18 protein-coding genes are annotated in these 18,059 nt (G+C 34.1%); 11 read left to right on the forward strand and 7 right to left on the reverse strand.

From position 1 onward, the window contains the following. The 4 genes from AC0J6S_RS15765 to ychF form a co-directional block, all read right to left on the reverse strand. Nucleotides 1-1,863 carry a DNA topoisomerase IV subunit B gene (locus AC0J6S_RS15765; RefSeq protein WP_474954686.1) on the reverse strand — a complete coding sequence of 621 codons (1,863 nt, stop codon included), beginning with the start codon at nt 1,861-1,863 and terminating at the stop codon, nt 1-3. A gap of 151 nt (nt 1,864-2,014) precedes the next feature. After that, a complete protein-coding gene (gene pncB / locus AC0J6S_RS15770; protein ID WP_474954687.1) occupies nt 2,015-3,193 on the reverse strand; it encodes a nicotinate phosphoribosyltransferase in 1,179 nt (392 codons plus the stop codon). Between the two features lie 6 nt (nt 3,194-3,199). Continuing rightward, on the reverse strand, nt 3,200-3,724 hold the full coding sequence (locus AC0J6S_RS15775) for an NADPH-dependent FMN reductase (RefSeq protein WP_474954688.1): 525 nt from the start codon (nt 3,722-3,724) through the stop codon (nt 3,200-3,202). 339 nt (nt 3,725-4,063) lie between these two features. Next, complete coding sequence (gene ychF, locus AC0J6S_RS15780) at nt 4,064-5,158, reverse strand: redox-regulated ATPase YchF (RefSeq protein ID WP_474954689.1); 1,095 nt, start codon at nt 5,156-5,158, stop codon at nt 4,064-4,066. Nucleotides 5,159-5,549: 391 nt separating this feature from the next. Here ychF and AC0J6S_RS15785 point away from each other — a divergent pair, with 391 nt between their 5' ends. The 3 genes from AC0J6S_RS15785 (at nt 5,550) to AC0J6S_RS15795 (ending at nt 9,688) form a co-directional block, all read left to right on the forward strand. Then, nucleotides 5,550-8,198 (forward strand): TonB-dependent receptor, encoded by a 2,649-nt coding sequence (locus AC0J6S_RS15785; RefSeq protein WP_474954690.1) that lies wholly within the window; start codon nt 5,550-5,552, stop codon nt 8,196-8,198. Nucleotides 8,199-8,293: 95 nt separating this feature from the next. Next, entirely contained in the window at nt 8,294-9,034 is a 741-nt protein-coding gene (locus AC0J6S_RS15790) for a class I SAM-dependent DNA methyltransferase (RefSeq protein WP_474954691.1), read from the forward strand. Between the two features lie 117 nt (nt 9,035-9,151). Then, a complete protein-coding gene (locus AC0J6S_RS15795; RefSeq protein WP_113666808.1) occupies nt 9,152-9,688 on the forward strand; it encodes a hypothetical protein in 537 nt (178 codons plus the stop codon). Between the two features lie 71 nt (nt 9,689-9,759). Here AC0J6S_RS15795 and AC0J6S_RS15800 read toward each other — a convergent pair whose 3' ends face one another. Next, entirely contained in the window at nt 9,760-10,110 is a 351-nt protein-coding gene (locus tag AC0J6S_RS15800; protein ID WP_131909957.1) for a 4Fe-4S dicluster domain-containing protein, read from the reverse strand. 139 nt (nt 10,111-10,249) lie between these two features. On the opposite strand from AC0J6S_RS15800, the gene AC0J6S_RS15805 reads away from it, so the two are divergent. The 6 genes from AC0J6S_RS15805 (at nt 10,250) to AC0J6S_RS15830 (ending at nt 15,079) form a co-directional block, all read left to right on the forward strand. Further along, nucleotides 10,250-11,308, forward strand: a complete 1,059-nt coding sequence (locus AC0J6S_RS15805) for an acyl-CoA reductase (RefSeq protein ID WP_474954692.1) — start codon at nt 10,250-10,252, stop codon at nt 11,306-11,308. 93 nt (nt 11,309-11,401) lie between these two features. Further along, entirely contained in the window at nt 11,402-12,472 is a 1,071-nt protein-coding gene (serC, locus tag AC0J6S_RS15810) for a 3-phosphoserine/phosphohydroxythreonine transaminase (RefSeq protein ID WP_474954693.1), read from the forward strand. Between the two features lie 122 nt (nt 12,473-12,594). After that, entirely contained in the window at nt 12,595-13,545 is a 951-nt protein-coding gene (locus tag AC0J6S_RS15815) for a D-2-hydroxyacid dehydrogenase (RefSeq protein WP_474954694.1), read from the forward strand. A gap of 94 nt (nt 13,546-13,639) precedes the next feature. Then, a complete protein-coding gene (locus tag AC0J6S_RS15820; protein ID WP_474954695.1) occupies nt 13,640-14,203 on the forward strand; it encodes a hypothetical protein in 564 nt (187 codons plus the stop codon). Nucleotides 14,204-14,309: 106 nt separating this feature from the next. After that, complete coding sequence (locus tag AC0J6S_RS15825) at nt 14,310-14,744, forward strand: DUF6146 family protein (protein WP_474954696.1); 435 nt, start codon at nt 14,310-14,312, stop codon at nt 14,742-14,744. A 32-nt stretch (nt 14,745-14,776) separates the two neighbouring features. Further along, nucleotides 14,777-15,079, forward strand: a complete 303-nt coding sequence (locus AC0J6S_RS15830) for a DUF6787 family protein (protein WP_474954697.1) — start codon at nt 14,777-14,779, stop codon at nt 15,077-15,079. A 17-nt stretch (nt 15,080-15,096) separates the two neighbouring features. On the opposite strand, the gene AC0J6S_RS15835 is transcribed toward AC0J6S_RS15830, so the two are convergent. Beyond that, nucleotides 15,097-15,396, reverse strand: a complete 300-nt coding sequence (locus AC0J6S_RS15835) for a hypothetical protein (RefSeq protein WP_474954698.1) — start codon at nt 15,394-15,396, stop codon at nt 15,097-15,099. Between the two features lie 47 nt (nt 15,397-15,443). After that, a complete protein-coding gene (gene msrA, locus AC0J6S_RS15840; protein ID WP_474956377.1) occupies nt 15,444-15,992 on the reverse strand; it encodes a peptide-methionine (S)-S-oxide reductase MsrA in 549 nt (182 codons plus the stop codon). A 247-nt stretch (nt 15,993-16,239) separates the two neighbouring features. On the opposite strand from msrA, the gene AC0J6S_RS15845 reads away from it, so the two are divergent. Then, the gene (locus AC0J6S_RS15845) at nt 16,240-16,902 is read left to right on the forward strand and encodes an ABC transporter ATP-binding protein (protein ID WP_474954699.1); all 663 of its coding nucleotides are present in this window, start codon (nt 16,240-16,242) and stop codon (nt 16,900-16,902) included. Nucleotides 16,903-17,041: 139 nt separating this feature from the next. After that, complete coding sequence (locus AC0J6S_RS15850) at nt 17,042-17,806, forward strand: TIGR02757 family protein (RefSeq protein ID WP_474954700.1); 765 nt, start codon at nt 17,042-17,044, stop codon at nt 17,804-17,806. Nucleotides 17,807-18,059 lie beyond the last annotated feature (253 nt).

Consider the following 18,059-nt stretch of genomic DNA (forward strand, 5'->3'; position numbering starts at 1 on the left):
TTAAACTTTCTCGATTACATCCAATTCCACCTTCAAATTTTTGATGATAAATTCCTGTCTGTCCGGCGTATTTTTCCCCATATAAAAAGAAAGCAATTGTTCAATTGAAGTATTTTTGTCCATCATAATAGGATCTAAGCGAATGGTTTCTCCAATGAAATTCTTGAACTCATCGGGAGAAATTTCTCCCAAACCTTTAAATCGGGTGATTTCCGGTTTTGGCTTTAGTTTTTCGATTGCCGCTTTTCGTTCCTCTTCAGAATAACAATAGATTGTTTCTTTTTTGTTTCGAACTCTAAAAAGTGGCGTTTGCAAAATATATAAATGTCCTTCTTTTATCAATTCAGGGAAAAATTGCAGAAAGAATGTAATTAATAACAAACGAATGTGCATTCCATCGACATCGGCATCAGTTGCAATTACAATATTGTTGTAACGCAATTTTTCTAACCCGTCTTCAATATCCAAAGCTGCTTGCAATAAATTAAATTCTTCATTTTCATAAACAATTTTCTTACTCATTCCATAAGAATTCAAAGGCTTTCCACGTAAACTGAAAACCGCTTGCGTATTTACATCACGTGATTTTGTAATCGACCCGGAAGCCGAATCTCCCTCTGTAATGAAAAGCGTGCTTTCTAAATTCTTAGGATTTTTAGTATCCGGAAGATGTGCGCGACAATCCCTTAATTTCTTATTGTGCAGATTCGCTTTTTTGGCGCGGTCTGTGGCTAGTTTCCTAATACCAGATAATTCTTTACGCTCTCTCTCCGCTTGAAGAATCTTTCGTAATAATGCATCTGAAGTTGCAGGGTTCTTGTGCAAATAATTATCTAATTTCGTTTTTACGAAATCATTTACAAAAGTACGCACCGAAGGCATTCCGGGTTCTGAACCCATATCAGTCGAACCTAATTTAGTTTTGGTTTGCGACTCAAAGACCGGCTCCATTACTTTGATACTTACCGCAGTAACAATCGATTTTCGAACATCTGAAGCTTCAAAACTTTTATTATAAAACTCCCGAATTGTTTTGACAATTGCTTCTCGATAGGCCGCTAAGTGTGTTCCTCCTTGCGTAGTGTTTTGTCCATTTACAAACGAATGGTATTCCTCGCTGTACTGTGTTTTACTGTGTGTTAAAGCAATCTCGATATCCTCACCTTTCAAGTGAATGATTGGATATTCCAAATCGTCAGCGTGAATGGTTTCTTCTAATAAATCTTTCAAACCATTCTCAGAAAAATATTTTTCTCCGTTAAAAATGATTGTCAAACCATTGTTTAAGTAACAATAATTTTTGAGCATTTTGATGATATACTCAAATCTAAATTTATAGTTTTTGAAAATTGATTCATCGGGAATAAAAGTTACTTTAGTTCCTTTTCGTTTCGTTGTATCAATAATATCTTCTTCGAGAACTAAGTTTCCAGCAGAGAATTCCGCTGCTTTTTGTTTTTCGTCTCGAACGGATTCTACACGAAAATAGTTCGACAAAGCATTTACCGCTTTTGTCCCTACTCCATTCAAACCAACGGATTTCTTAAATGCTAATGAATCATATTTTCCACCTGTATTCATTTTGGAAACTACATCAATCACTTTTCCCAACGGAATTCCACGTCCATAATCTCGAACAGTAACGGTCTTATCCTTAATCGTTACCTCGATTGTTTTTCCGGCACCCATAACAAATTCATCGATGCAGTTATCGAGAACTTCTTTTAAAAGAATATAAATACCATCATCCGGAGAAGAACCATCACCCAATTTCCCGATGTACATTCCGGGACGCATGCGAATATGTTCTTTCCAGTCGAGTGACCGAATATTATCTTCGGTATATTGATTTTGTTCGGACATTTTAAAATTTGTGGATTTTAACTTGGTTCTGTTCGGCCTTAGCTTTAGCTTAGACCTTGAGTTTGCTAATATAGCATATCTCAATATATTTTAAAAGAGCTATGCCTCAAAATTAAAAAAAATGATTTTGTCTTTGTAGAATCAACTGCTTTTAGGATTCAATTCCTAAAACTTGCTGTGCTAAGGCAATCATTTTTGGGGTTCCTGTGTGTTTATTTTTTTCATCCGATAATTTCACAACAGCTTCCCAATGACTATTTTCGGGTTTGGCATCAGTGAGTTTAATTACCATATTCATTGCAGGCAAACCAACATCATTACTGAAGTTTGTTCCAATGCCAAATGACATTTTAATTTTTCCTCGACAATAATCAGCAATGACTTTTACTTTTTCATAATTTAACGAATCAGAGAAAACTATAATTTTGGATTTTGGATCTATTCCCATTTTTTCGTAATGTGCAATCGTTTTTTTTGCAAACTCAATTGGATCGCCACTATCGTGTCGAACGCCATCAAAAAGTTTAGAATATTTTTTATTGAATTGTTCAAAAAAGACTTCGGTTGTGTACGTATCCGTTAATGCAATCCCCAAATCGCCTTGATACACTTTTGTCCAATTCTCGAGACTTATGGCATTGGCTACTTTAAACCCATATGCTGATGCATGAAACATAAACCATTCATGGGCATGCGTTCCCGATGGTTTTCGGTTTTGCAACATTGCCAAATGCACGTTACTTGTTCCTAAAAAACTATTTGCACCAAAAACATTTAATGTTTCATTAACCAAACTTTGGACTTTATAGGAATGTCGGCGACGTGTTCCAAATTCTAAAATCACAACAGCCAAACTATTGTAATTCTCTATTTTTGTTTTAGTGATTCGTTTAACATCTTCATCACTAACACGAATTAAATTTTGAGACTTATAGAAAAGTTCTGATATCAAAGCCATCAAGGGAACTTCCCAAAGGATTGTACGGTACCAATACCCTTTAATGATCACTTTCAAGTCACTTCCCTCCTGCTCAATTAACACTTCGGAAGGATCATATTGATAACCTTGCAAAAAATCCAAATAGGTAGGATCTAAATAGGGACAATTATCGGCAAGAAACCTCTTTTCGGCTACTGTCAATTTTAGATGAATCATTGCATCAACTGCTTTACGAAGTAATTCAGCAAAATGAGACGGAAATTGATGTTTACCACGATTAATGAATGCGTACTGAACTTTAGCCTTTGGAAAAAGTTTGATTACAGCATGCTGCATCGTAAATTTGTAAAAATCATTATCTAAAATCGAATGCAATTGAACTGAAATCATAACGTGTTAAAAATTATCTGTGATTAATTTCTGAAGTTCTTTTCGCAATTCTACGCTACTAATTTCTCCTTTTTCGACATCAAAATTAGCATCAAAACTAGGAAGTGAAAAAGTAGCCTTTACGTTTCCACCATAAAATGGAAAAGCTTTTTTAGCGGTTTCCAAAACACTTGCACCGCCTCTAGCCCCCGGAGAAGTAGCCATTAAAAACATGGGTTTTTCCTGGAAAACTTTTCCTGTAATTCTGGAGCACCAATCAAAAATATTTTTGAAAGCAGCGGAATAATTTCCGTTATTTTCTGCCATTGAAACTACTAAAATATCAGCAGTAGCAATTTTAGCTAAAAATGTTTTTGCTAACTCGTGCTGACCGATTGCTGGCTCGATATCAACGGTATAAATTGGCATTTGGAAATCATTTAAATCCAGAACCTCTACTTCGGCATTTTCAAATAAATTGGCTGCGTAAGTTGCTAATTTTTTATTGATTGAGTTTTTGCTGGGGCTTGCGCCAAAAGCGATTATTTTCATGAGAGTTAGTTTTTTTTAAAAGTACTAAAAATAAAATAGCAACAAAATAATTAACTACTGATTCACAGATTTAAAAAACGATAAGAAAACGAAACTTCATTTCTTTCTAAATCGATTTTACCCCAGAGTGAAACGGAAAGCATTTTTCAAATCAATCTCCTTTTTTTCTTGGCATAAAAGAGCGACTCCCGACACTTCGGGAGAAGCTCCTTTTTTGTCTTAGAAAAAAGAGATTGATCTGGAAAATTTTGAAGTGGAAAGCTGGAATAGGTCCATAAAAAAAGTCGAAAGTTATTGCTAACTTTCGACTTTATGACTTTCGGCTTTATAACTGTTTATTTAGACGTTGAATCTAAAATGCATTACATCACCATCTTTTACGATATATTCTTTTCCTTCTACTTTGAATTTTCCGGCTTCTTTGCATTTAGCTTCTGAACCGTATTGCACGAAATCCTCGTATGCAATAACTTCGGCACGGATAAATCCTTTTTCAAAATCAGTATGAATCACTCCCGCAGCTTGTGGCGCGGTTGATCCAACATCAATAGTCCAAGCGCGAACTTCTTTAACTCCTGCGGTAAAATAAGTTTGCTGCTTCAATAATTTATAAGCGGCACGAATTAAAACCGAAGCTCCTGGCTCAGTCAATCCCATATCTTCTAAGAAAACCTGACGCTCTTCGTAGCTTTCTAATTCGGTAATATCAGCCTCAGCACCAACAGAAAGCACGATAACTTCTGCATCTTCATCTTTTACCAACTCCCGAATTTGGTCCACATATTTATTTCCGCTCACTGCTGAATTTTCATCTACATTACAAACATACAATACTGGTTTTGCTGTAATCAATTGGAAACCTTCCATCAAAACTTCTTCGTCAATGTTTTGCGGGGTTATGGTTCTGGCTGATTTTGCCTGAAGTAACGTTTCTCTAATTCTGTTCAACAACGCTTCCTCAACGATTGCTTCTTTATTTCCTGTTTTAGCAGCACGTTTTACTTTTTCCAGACGTTTTTCAACGTTTTCTAAATCCTTCAACTGCAATTCGATATCAATTGTTTCTTTGTCACGAATTGGATTTACATTTCCGTCAACGTGTACAATATTATCGTTGTCAAAACAACGCAAAACGTGAATAATGGCGTTACACTCTCTGATATTTCCAAGGAATTGGTTTCCTAAACCTTCGCCTTTACTAGCTCCTTTTACTAATCCTGCAATATCAACTATATCAACAGTAGCCATTTGCACACGCTCTGGTTTTACCAATTCTTCCAATTTTTCAATTCTTGGATCTGGTACATTTACAACACCTATATTCGGCTCAATAGTACAAAAAGGAAAGTTGGCACTTTGCGCTTTTGCGTTGGATAAACAATTAAACAATGTTGATTTTCCAACATTTGGTAATCCTACAATTCCTGCTTTCATATGTGGATAATATTTTATTTTTAATGGAACATAAATTTGTCTGCCGTACTATTTTATAATCTTATAGTGAAGGACGATTTGATTGCGTTTTTATTTGCTAACAACGAACTCCACTATTTTTGTAATCTTCACTTTAAAAGTTTGCAAATATAATATTAAAATGAATGTAAGGTGATATAAACAGAGCATTTATTGTTATACCTAATTATTTAGAGCATTAAGAATTTCGTATTTTAAAGTGATTTAATTAATGGATAATTAATTTTATCGACGGATTTAAAAAAATTACTAATATTTTTATAAAAAATCAAAATATCTATTAATTTTTTGTTAAAAAAAAATTACATTGCGAATGATTTTAAACCAAACCAAATATTAAACACAACTTATTATGAAAAAATTCGCATTATTATTATTTCTATTAAACGTCTCGTTTCTTTTTGCACAAAGAGAAGTCTCGGGCGTTGTAAAAGACAACACTGGTAATGTTTTACCAGGTGTAAACGTTGTTGAAAAAGGAACTCAAAACGGAGTTTCTACAGACATGGATGGAATGTATAAAATTAAAGTAAAAGAGGGAGCTACTTTAGTTTTTAGTTATGTTGGCTTTGCTAAATTAGAAAAAGCAGCTACTGACGCAGTTATAGATGTAGTTCTATCAGAAGAAGGCGGGCAAAATCTTAACGAAGTTGTAGTCACAGGAACTAGAACGGCTCCAAGAAGTAACACGACATCAGCCCTGCCTATTGATGTTTTATCTTCAAAAGACTTGACCTCAACTGGACAAGCTTCTTTTGACAAAGCGTTACAGTACAAAATTCCATCATTTAATACGGTGCAAACCCCAGTAAATGATGCAACTTCATTACTGGATCCTTATGAAATCAGAAACATGGGACCAAGTAGGACTTTAATCCTTATCAACGGGAAACGTAAAAACTTAAGTTCTTTACTTTATGTACAAACCTCTCCGGGACGTGGTGAAACAGGATCAGATATCTCAGCAATACCAACTGATGCTATTGAAAGAGTTGAAATTTTAAGAGATGGAGCATCTGCACAATACGGATCTGATGCTATTGCAGGTGTAATGAACATCATCCTAAAAAAGAATACCAACGGCGCATCTGTTACAATGAGAAGCGGAATGACATCTCAAGGAGATGGCGAAATGATTGGTGTGAGTTTAAATAACGGATCAGAAGTTGGCGACAAAGGATATGTAAATTATACTGTTGATTTTTCGAAAGTAAATTTATCTAATAGACCTGGAACTGTAGACGCTGCAGGAGACGCTGCTGATTTTGGTGCTTCACTAGCCGCGGTACAATCATTCTTAGCATTACAACCTGATGCAGGAAACATCAATGGATCACCAGAAACTGCTGCTGCTAAGTTTTTAGTAAACGGTGGTTTTGGTTTATCAGATGACACTTCACTTTACTATAATGCTGCTTATGTTTATAAAAAAGTAAATTCATTTGCTAATTATAGAACTCCATACTGGAGAACATTATCTGACTATCCTTTTCTAGCTGATTTCTTTGGGAATGGAACTCCTTCTTCATACCAAGGTTATGTACCTACATTTACTGGAGATCTAAACGATTACAATGCTACTTTAGGGTACAAAGCCACTAAAAATGATTGGAACACAGACGCTAGTATTACTGTGGGTGGTAACTCTCAAACATATAGTGTTGAAAATTCATTTAACCGTTCGGACATTCAAGATGCTGATGGTAACAATGTATATTTAGAAAACAGCCCAATATCTTTTAAACCAGGAGGAACTTCTTTTAACCATGTTGTAGGAAATATTGATATATCTAAAAACCTTTCTGACAAAGTAAGTATTGGTTTTGGTACAGAAATTAGAACAGAAACTTTTGAAGTTACTGAAGGCGATAAAGCTTCGTGGGACGGAATAGGAGCTGACTCATTTGCAGGTAACAGACCTGAAAACTCAGGAAAATGGAATCGTTATAATTTAGGTGCTTACTTTGATTTAGCGTATGACATCACAGAAGACTTTTTAATCAACGGAACATTAAGATATGAAGATTATAGTGATTTTGGTGGAGCTACCGTATGGAAAATTAGTTCAAGATATAAATTCTTAGACGATAAAATTACCCTAAGAGGATCTGTGTCTACAGGATTTAGAGCCCCTACTTTACACCAAATTTATACTCAAAAATCCCAATATTCTTTTGTTCCTGGAGAAGGAATTCAAGTCAGTGGAATTATAAATAATGTTTCGCCACAAGCAAGACAACTAGATATTGATCCTTTGGATGCTGAGAAATCAACAAACATTACTATTGGTTTAGGTGCGAAACCATCTAAAAACTTTAATTTTACTGTAGATTACTACAACATCAAAGTTAAAGATAGAATTGTACTGGGTGATATTACTGCAACTCGTTTTGGAGATGTTGCTTGGTTTGAAAATTCATTTGATACTAGAACATCAGGTTTAGACGTGGTTGCTAACTTTAGCAATATTATGATAGGAGCTGGAAAATTAGGAGTTAACTTATCTGGAAATTATACAATTCAAAACGAAAGAATATCACCAGTTAAAAAGAACAACTTTAGCCAAACTCTTGAAGCATTAATGTTTACGTCAAGACCTATAACTAAATGGATTTTAGGAGGTAACTATGAAATAGGAAAACTAGGATTCTCACTTAACAATACTTATTTTGGTAAATCAACTTTCAAACAAGCAGGTTTAGATAACAATTTAAGAACTGAATTTACTCCAAAAGTTGTTACTGATTTAGGAATTACTTTCTCTGCTACTGAAAAATTAACTTTGGCATTGAATGTAAACAACTTATTGAATGTATTACCTGAGTGGAAATTCAAAGCTGAAAACGCTGCTGGAACTGCAATATTAAACAATCCTGCTCAAGTAAAAAATCAATCAAACTTAATTACCTTCAACCAACGTTATTCTCAAATGACATATGATGGTTATCATTTTAGCCAATTGGGAACAATGTTTAATTTATCTTTAAATTATAAATTCTAATTCAGTTATAGAATAATTTTAAAAGGGCTGTCATTGACAGCCCTTTTTTTATTTCGTTTATTATCACTAAATTTAATACTTAATATACAAATATCATGGCAAATCTTTACAACGGAAAGATGGCGGCAATTTTTGATGCTATGTACCAAACCTTTATTGATTATGATGAAGAGTATTATTTTTATAATCGTTTGATCCAAGAAAAAAATTGTAAAACTATACTTGAAATTGGTAGTGGTACGGGAAATCTTGCCAAACGATTTAAGGAAAACAATCAAGATTACACCGGTCTGGATTATAGTCAAAGTATGATTGCAATCGCCAAAGAGAGGAATAAAGACTGCACTTTCATACATGGCAACATGCGAGATTTTCAACTTGAAAACCCTGTAGATTCCATACTAATTACAGGTCGTACTACTAGTTATATGATTACAAATGATGACATCAACAATACTTTTAAATCCATTCATAAAAATTTAACAAGCAATGGAATTCTTATTTTTGATTTTATAGATGCCAATCGGTACATTCCATATACAAAAGAGAATCCCATTATTATTCATGAGGCAAATCATGAAGGAATCACTTATTACAGAGACAGCAGCTGGAAAACAACTTCAGCGGAAAATTTTATGTTGGAATGGACTGCTCAATATTATACTGTCAAAGAAAGCGCGAAAGAAATAATAGCAAATGATTTTTCCACTGTTCGCGTATTTACTTTAAATGAAATACAATTATTTCTTTATCTAAATGGTTTTGAAATAATCAACACTATTGATCGAAAAACATATGCGTATGACACTTTTGTAATTGTTGCTAGACAAAAATAAAAACATAGTTTTTATCTGCCTTTATGTAAATTATATAATCTTTTATCATAATTACATAACATGTACTTAACCAGATGATTGTAAATTTGTTTCATATTAATCACAAAATTAAATATTATGAAAACTATAATTCTTGGAATGATTGCTTTTTTATTTACATTAACTATTCAAGCGCAAAATAAAAATGTTAAATCAGAAGTAAAAACGACTGTAACAACGATTAAAGATTCAAAAGGCGAAAAAAAATTAATCAAAACGCAGGAAGTAAAAGAAATTCAAAATATTGAACTAAAAGATGCTGAATCTAATGTATTGAATAAAGAAATGAAAGATACGCCTGTTCAAGTAACGGCAATTACTGCAGTGACGGCAAATGGAGTTACAAATGTGGTGGATATCGACAGATCTGCTTATTATAATTTAAATGGACAGAAATATCAAGTTTCACTGGCTGAGACTGGATATAATATGTATTTACCAAACAAAGAAAAAGCTGCAGTTTTGAGAAAAACATCAAACAACAATTACATTTATAAAGCAAAAAATAAAACTTCTTTTGGTTATTTTGATGCTAACGGAAATCTGGTTTTAGAATCTTATGATGATAAAACTGATAAAGTAATAGTAGAGACTTTCATTATGGTTAAAGAATAAGAAAGTTGTAAAACAAAAAAAATCCTGAATTAGTTCAGGATTTTTTTTTGCATAAAATTAAGATCTTCTGCCTATTCGTTGTGTAAAAACGCTTGTCTGTTTAACAAAGTTTCCTCACTTTCTACGTGATTGTCATCCGGAATACAACAGTCTACAGGACATACGGCAGCACATTGCGGCTCATCGTGAAAACCTTTACACTCGGTACATTTCCCCGGTACAATGTAATACACTTCGTCAGAAATTGGAGTTTGAGCTTCATCAGAATCAATTTCGGAACCATCAGGCAAAATCACTTTTCCTTTCAGTTTTGTTCCGTCTTTGTATCTCCAATCGTCTGCTCCTTCATATATTGCTGTATTTGGGCACTCGGGTTCGCAAGCACCACAATTAATACATTCATCAGTTATTATAATTGCCATCTTTTTAATTTAGGATATTAAGGAAATAAGATTTTGGATTTAAGATTCTCATATCTTTCCTCTTTTAATCTTTTAACTATACGTTTTATAGCTTATTTTTGTGCAAAATTACAATCAAAACTATTCATAAGCAAACATTATGACATTAGAAACAAAAAAAAGTGTTTTTGTTGAATTAGGGAAATTTTTAAGTCAGTTTTCCGAAAATAACACTTTAAAAAATCCGGCTGTTTTGCACAACGAAACGTTTTTTGATGCTTTTGTTGATTTAATCAAATTGTCGCAGTCGCACAATGGTTGGTATACTCCTGAAAACGTCTATTTTTCCATACAATCTTGGGCAGAAGCATTAACAGCAGAAAACCTGAATCAATGGCTTTCAAGCTATACAATTCCAATTCAAGAGCCTAAAAAAGTCGCTTTAATTCTAGCCGGAAATATTCCGTTGGTGGGTTTTCACGATTTCCTTTCGGTTTTGATTACAGGAAATACTGTTTTGGTAAAAACATCCTCAAATGATCAGCATTTATTGCCTTTTTTAGCGAAATACATTATTGCTGTTCAGCCAGAATTAGCTAAGAATATTGCTTTTGTAGATGGAAAACTAGAAAATTTTGATGCCGTTATTGCAACAGGAAGCAACAATACAGCCCGATATTTTGAATTTTATTTCAAAGATAAGCCTTCTATTATTCGAAAAAGCAGAAATTCAGTGGCAGTTTTAACCGGAAATGAAACCAAAGAACAACTTACCGCTTTGGGTGAAGATATTTTTCGCTATTTTGGATTGGGTTGCCGCAATGTATCTAAACTCTTTGTTCCAAAAGGATATTCTTTTGTTCCGTTTTTTGAAGCGATCTTTGCGTACCAAGATGTCATCCATTACGAAAAATACGCCAACAATTACGATTACAATAAAGCCGTTTTCCTGATGAGTAATTTCAAATTATTGGACAATGGATTTTTGACTTTGAAAGAAGATCAAAGTCATGCCTCGCCTATTTCGAGTGTTTTTTATGAGTTTTACGAAGATATAAATGAATTAAAAACAAGATTAAAGTCTGAAAATGAGCTATTACAATGTATTGTTGCTGATGAAACTATAGAAAACAGCGTGGCATTTGGACAAACTCAAAATCCCCGTTTATGGAATTATGCAGATAATACAGATACTATTTCGTTTTTGTTAACAATATAGTATAAAAAAGTGCAATAATTCCGAATTAATTAACGCTTTTTAAACTGTGATTGTCGAAATTTACACCTTAATTTTTTGGACATAAACTACACCATGAAAAAACACAACTACAGCGCAGGACCTTGTATTTTACCGCAAGAAGTTTTTGAAAAATCAGCACAAGCAATTTTAAATTTTAACGATTCCGGGTTATCACTTTTAGAAATATCACACAGAAGTAAAGACTTCGTTGCCGTGATGGATGAAGCTAGAGCCATCGTTCTTGAACTTTTAGGACTTGAAGGCAAAGGTTACAGTGCCTTATTTCTTGCTGGCGGAGCGAGTTTAGAATTTGTTATGGCTCCTTATAACTTGATGAAAGAAGGCGGAAAAGCGGCTTATCTAGATACAGGGACTTGGGCAGCAGCAGCTATAAAAGAAGCCAAACTTTTTGGTGAAACTGTCGTTGTCGCTTCCTCAAAAGAAGAAAATTACAATCACATTCCAAAAGCATTTACAATACCTGCAGATGCTGATTATTTCCATTGCACAAGTAATAACACGATTTTTGGTACGCAAATGAAGGAATTCCCATCAGTCGATATGCCAATTGTTTGTGATATGAGTTCTGACATATTTTCAAGAGAATTGGATTTTTCAAAATTTGATTTGATTTATGCTGGAGCACAAAAAAATATGGGACCAGCAGGAACTACGCTGATTGTTGTAAAAGAAGAAATTTTAGGTAAAAATGGCAGAATAATCCCAAGCATGTTGGATTACGCTAAACATATCAAAGCAGAAAGTATGTATAATACTCCTCCTGTTTTCCCTGTTTACGCCTCATTATTAACCTTACAATGGTTGAAAAACCTAGGTGGAATTGCTGCTATTGAAAAAATAAACAATGCTAAAGCGGCGTTACTTTATGGAGAAATAGACAGAAACCCTTTATTCAAAGGAGCTGCAGCTGTTGAAGACCGTTCGAATATGAATGCTACTTTCTTATTAAATGATGAAGCACATGCTGCAACATTTGATGCGATGTGGAAAGCAGTGGGTATTTCAGGTTTGCCTGGACACCGTTCAGTAGGTGGTTACAGAGCTTCTATGTACAATGCGCTTCAGTTAGAAAGTGTTCAGGTATTAGTAGATGTTATGCAGGCTTTGGAAAAAGCAATTTAAAAATTAAAATATTGAATGATTTAAAGATTTGAAAAATCAATTTCTAATCAATCACTCCATTAAACAACACAGATTGAATCTTTAAATCTTTAAATTTTTCAATCTTTAAATATAAAATACAAATGAAAGTATTAGCCAATGACGGAATTTCAAAAAGTGGAATTCTAGCTTTAGAAAAAGGTGGATTTGAAGTGATAACCACAAAAGTAGCGCAGGAACAAGTAGCTAATTTTGTAAACGAAAATAATGTAAGCGTAGTTTTGGTACGTAGTGCGACTAAAGTTCGTAAAGATATCATTGACGCTTGCCCAGGATTGAAAATTATAGGTCGTGGTGGTGTAGGAATGGATAATATTGATGTGGATTATGCTAAAAGCAAAGGAATTCACGTAATCAATACTCCAGCTTCTTCATCAGAATCAGTAGCAGAATTAGTTTTTGCACACTTATTTTCAGGCGTTCGTTTCTTGCATGATTCGAACAGAAATATGCCTCTTGAAGGCGATACCAACTTTGATGGCTTGAAGAAAGCCTACGCAAACGGAATCGAATTAAGAGGAAAAACACTGGGAATCGTCGGAATAGGCCGTATTGGTCAGGCTACCGCTAAAATGGCGTTAGGGTTGGGAATGAAAGTTATCGCTGCCGATAGTTTTATCCCGCAAGTAGATGTTAAAGTGGAATTTTTTGACGGACAATCTATTACGACGACTATTGCTTCACAATCACTGGAATCTTTATTCAAGGAAGCTGACTTCATTACATTACACGTTCCTGCCCAAGATGGTTACATCATTGGAGAGAAAGAACTTGCCATTATGAAAGATGGTGTAGGGATTGTAAACTGTGCTCGTGGTGGTGTTATTGACGAAGTGGCGTTAGTAAAAGCATTAGACAGCGGTAAAGTATTGTTTGCTGGATTAGACGTTTTTGAAAACGAACCAACTCCTGAAATGGCTATTTTGATGAATCATAAAATCTCGTTGACTCCACACATTGGAGCGGCAACTGGAGAAGCTCAAGATAGAATTGGTACTGAATTAGCCTCACAAATTATTAGTATACTAGGCTAGTATCTGTAAAATAAAGCAAAAAGAAAAGGATTCACTAAAAATATAGTGAATCCTTTTTTTTATTATATTTGGATTTAAATCTAAACGAAATCTTATGTTTGAACAATTAATACAATTAGCACAGCAACACGGAAATGAATCAGTTGTAAAAAATAACGCTATTCCAAATGAACAAAACGAAGCGGTAATCAGTGAGGCTAGCAGCTCTATATTTATAGGTCTACAGAAAATAATTTCAGAGGGCGGAGTTGATCAACTTGCAGGATTATTCCAAGGAAATAATGCTCAAAATAATTCGAATCCAATAGTTCAAAAACTAACTGAGCAATTCAAGGGAAGCCTTGGAGAAAAATTTGGTTTAAATGAAGGCGCTGCATCTGGTGTTGCTGGAAATTTAATTCCACAAATAATAAGTTCGTTAATCAATAAAGCAAAAGATCCTAATGACTCTAGTTTTCAAATTTCGGATATTGTTACAGCAATTTCTGGTACTAGTGGACAAAATTCAGGAATCATGGACGCTATTTCTAAGTATGGTGGTCAATTTGGCTTAGACCAAAATGCTGATGGAAAAGTTGATATAAATGATGCTATGGCTGCAGTGACGCAAAAAGGTGGAGGACTTGGAAGTATATTTGGTAAACTCTTCGGAAAATAAAATATAAATTATAATAAATCATCTGCTAATTACAGATGATTTATTTTTTTAAAACACTATTAGACAGCGTTTTATTTTTGTAACTTTATAGTTCAATTTTTCCGTCATGAAAAACAGTTACTACATTATAATCGTACTTTTTTGTGTGTTTTTGAGTTGTACAACTTCAAAAACTTCATTTCCAAGTACTGAAAAATTTGTTGCCGCTCAAGGCGATACCGTCAGAATTGCTAATGATGAACTGGAATACGAGGTAATAATTATTGACCCAGGTTTTAACTTGTGGTTAAATTCAAGGGCTTTGCCACGCAACTATCATTCACAATCTTTTTTGGAAATGAAAAACCAACTTTATGTGACGGAATGGAACAGTAGAGTCTTGCAACCGCAACGATACGATCCTAATTTATATGAAATGACAATCAATTATGACCGTAATATCAATTATGGGTACGAAGTAAATTATCTAATATACAATTACATGATTTATTTTCAAAACACCTATAAACAAAAACTTTTTGGTTTTGTCCCCATAAGATAATGTCACTATATTTGTATTCATTATAAATAAAAATGAACAAACTGAAACAACGTTGGGGAATTAGCAGCAATTTTCAACTTACTATTATATTTATCGTTTTTGCAATAACCGGATCTGCATCGGCGTGGCTGTCTAAACCTTTTTGTTTTTGGCTTGGAATTACAAAAGAAGATTTAGGCTTTTGGTTTACTCCAATTCGGTTAATTCTAATTTTTCCCATATACCAAGTCTTATTAGTCTTAATAGGATTTTTGTTTGGACAATTTAAATTCTTTTGGGCTTTCGAAAAAAAAATGTTGAAACGATTGGGATTGGGATTTCTTTTTAAAAACTAACGAAAAATCCCTCTAATTTACGAGGCATTTTTGTTTTTAATTACATAATTATAAATCCAGGTTAAGGTAAACGTTGGAATAAAATCCGAAAACGGTAAAATTTCTTCTATAAAAGTTACTACTCCACCTACGCGTCCTATTGTTCCTTTATACATCCAAGTCATTAAAAAACCGGCTAAAGGAGCCCATATTACATCTGAAAATTCACCAATAAAAGGTACGGTAAACGAAAGCATTCCAATGGCATCAAACAGAATTCCTAACACCAGATTTCTGGTTTTGTTATTTACTGCGCTAACGGACACTTGTTCTGTCATAGTATTTAGATTATTATTTCTCAAAATACTTACAAATCTAATGCCAATTATTTTTTGAGCTTATCCTGATATAATTTTTTCAATTTATCAATCTTTGGTGTAATCACATAACTACAATAGCCCTGAGTTTTGTTCTGATTGTAGTAGTTTTGGTGATAATCTTCCGCTACATAGAACTTTGTTGCTGATGAAATTTTAGTGACAATTGGTTTTCCAAATGTATTTTCAGTCGTCATCAAACCGATATAATCTTCGGACAATTGTTTCTGGAAAGGATTGTGATAAAAAATTTCGCTTCGGTATTGTGTTCCAATATCGTTTCCTTGACGATTTAATGTCGTAGGGTCGTGCGTAGCAAAGAATATTTCTAATAATTCCCCAAAACTTATTTTACTGGGATCAAACGTAATCTCAATCGCTTCGGCATGACCAGTATCACCAGTACTAATTTCCTGGTATGTGGGATTTACCGTGTTTCCACCAATATATCCTGAAACCACCTTACTGACACCGTCCAATTCTAAAAAGACTGCTTCAGTACACCAAAAACAACCTCCTGCAAAGGTTGCAACTTCCATTCCGTTTTGTATTTCCATATTTTTTGTTTCTATACTTTTTGGCAAAGTAATATTCTTTTCTTTTGCACAAAATGAAAAAGGCAATAGCGCCAAAAAAACCCCAATTATTTTTTTCATAATTCGTATGATTTAAAATCAAATTTATTCAATAAATCGTTGTGAATATTCTCTGTTAACTAAAGTTTATAGTTTGTCAAAGGAAAATAATTGGTGTTCCAATTCATTATCATTAAAATCTTTGTTTCTTTGTAAAAACAGTTTCAAAATGATACAAGCCAAAAATCTACATAAATATTACGATCAACTGCATGTGTTGAAAGGAGTTGATTTACATATTCAAAAAGGAGAAATAGTCTCTATAGTAGGTGCTTCCGGTGCAGGAAAAACAACACTTTTACAAATTCTTGGAACTTTAGACAAGCCAACCGTTGAAAACAGAATTGAGTTGCGCATCAACAATGAAGACATTCTTACGATGAATGACAAAACCTTATCGAAATTCAGAAACTTGAATTTAGGTTTCATTTTTCAATTTCACCAATTATTACCGGAATTTACTGCCTTGGAAAATGTGTGCATTCCCGCTTTCATTGCCAATAAACCCAAAGAAGAGACGGAGACTGAAGCCAAAAAATTGTTAACCTACCTTGGTCTTTCGCACCGAATGAATCACAAACCCAACGAACTTTCGGGTGGAGAACAGCAACGTGTTGCGGTGGCAAGAGCGCTGATTAATAAACCAGCCATCATTTTTGCTGATGAGCCTTCCGGAAATCTCGACACGGCTTCTGCTGAAAACCTGCATCAATTATTTTTCAAACTGCGTGATGAGTTGGGACAAACTTTTGTTATTGTGACACACAACGAGGAATTAGCCAATATGGCCGACCGAAAACTAATAATGGTAGACGGTTTAATTAGTAATTAGGAGCTATTTCCAGCTATACACTGTATCTTTTTATTTTTAAAGAAAAAATAAAAAGGATGCCGTTTCTATCTGGGCTATCCCTTGCAACAACAAGCCGTACTTACTAAAAAAATTAAGTATCCAAAGTCATCAATCGATAATGAATTCATCAGAACTTAAAGATTTCCTCGACGAAAAAGTCCTGCAATACAACACACTCGACTTCATAGAAAGTGATCCGGTACAAATTCCGCATTTATTTTCGCAAAAAGAAGACATTGAAATTGCCGGTTTTTTAAGCGCTACAATTGCTTGGGGAAATCGGACGATGATCATCAAAAATTCCCATAGAATGATGGATTTGATGGGAAATTCACCATATGATTTTGTCATGTCACACACCGAAAATGATTTGGAACGATTGGAAACTTTTGTTCACCGCACGTTCAACGGAATTGATTTTACAACTTTCATCAGAAGTTTACGACACATCTACGCCAATCACGGCGGTTTAGAAGCGGTGTTCAAGAAACATCAGGAAACCCATTCGATGCAAAAAAGCATCCATGAATTTAAGAGAACATTCTTCGAAATTCCACACCAGTACCGAACCCAAAAACACATATCAGATCCGCTGAATAATTCCGCGGCAAAAAGAATCAACATGTATCTCCGGTGGATGATTCGTCAAGACAACAAAGGAGTCGATTTAGGAATCTGGAAAGGCATTTCACCAGCTTCGTTATCTTGCCCTTTGGACGTACACTCCGGAAATGTAGCTAGAAAATTAGGAATATTAACAAGAAAACAGAACGATGGCAAAGCCTTGTCTGAATTGGATTTGAAACTTCGTGAATTTGACAATGCTGATCCTGTTAAATATGATTTTGCTTTATTTGGATTAGGTGTTTTCGAGGGATTTTAATCGTTTTCACACCAAAAAACAATATTTCAACAAGGAACTTCCTTTTGGGCATTCTCTGTTGATTCATCTTGTTGATTAAACTTCAAATAAAAGCAACCTATTTACTTTGTAAATCCTTCTTTAGCTTCCAAAAAAAAAGGGGTTTACCATTAATACAATTTAGACTTATGAATTGTTTCGGTGTACAATGTTCGAATAATACACTGTGAAAAAATGAAATCCCTACTCAACTAGTAGCTTTGATAAAAAATCC

The sequence above is a fragment of the Flavobacterium sp. TS_SC_5 genome, assembly GCF_056156265.1.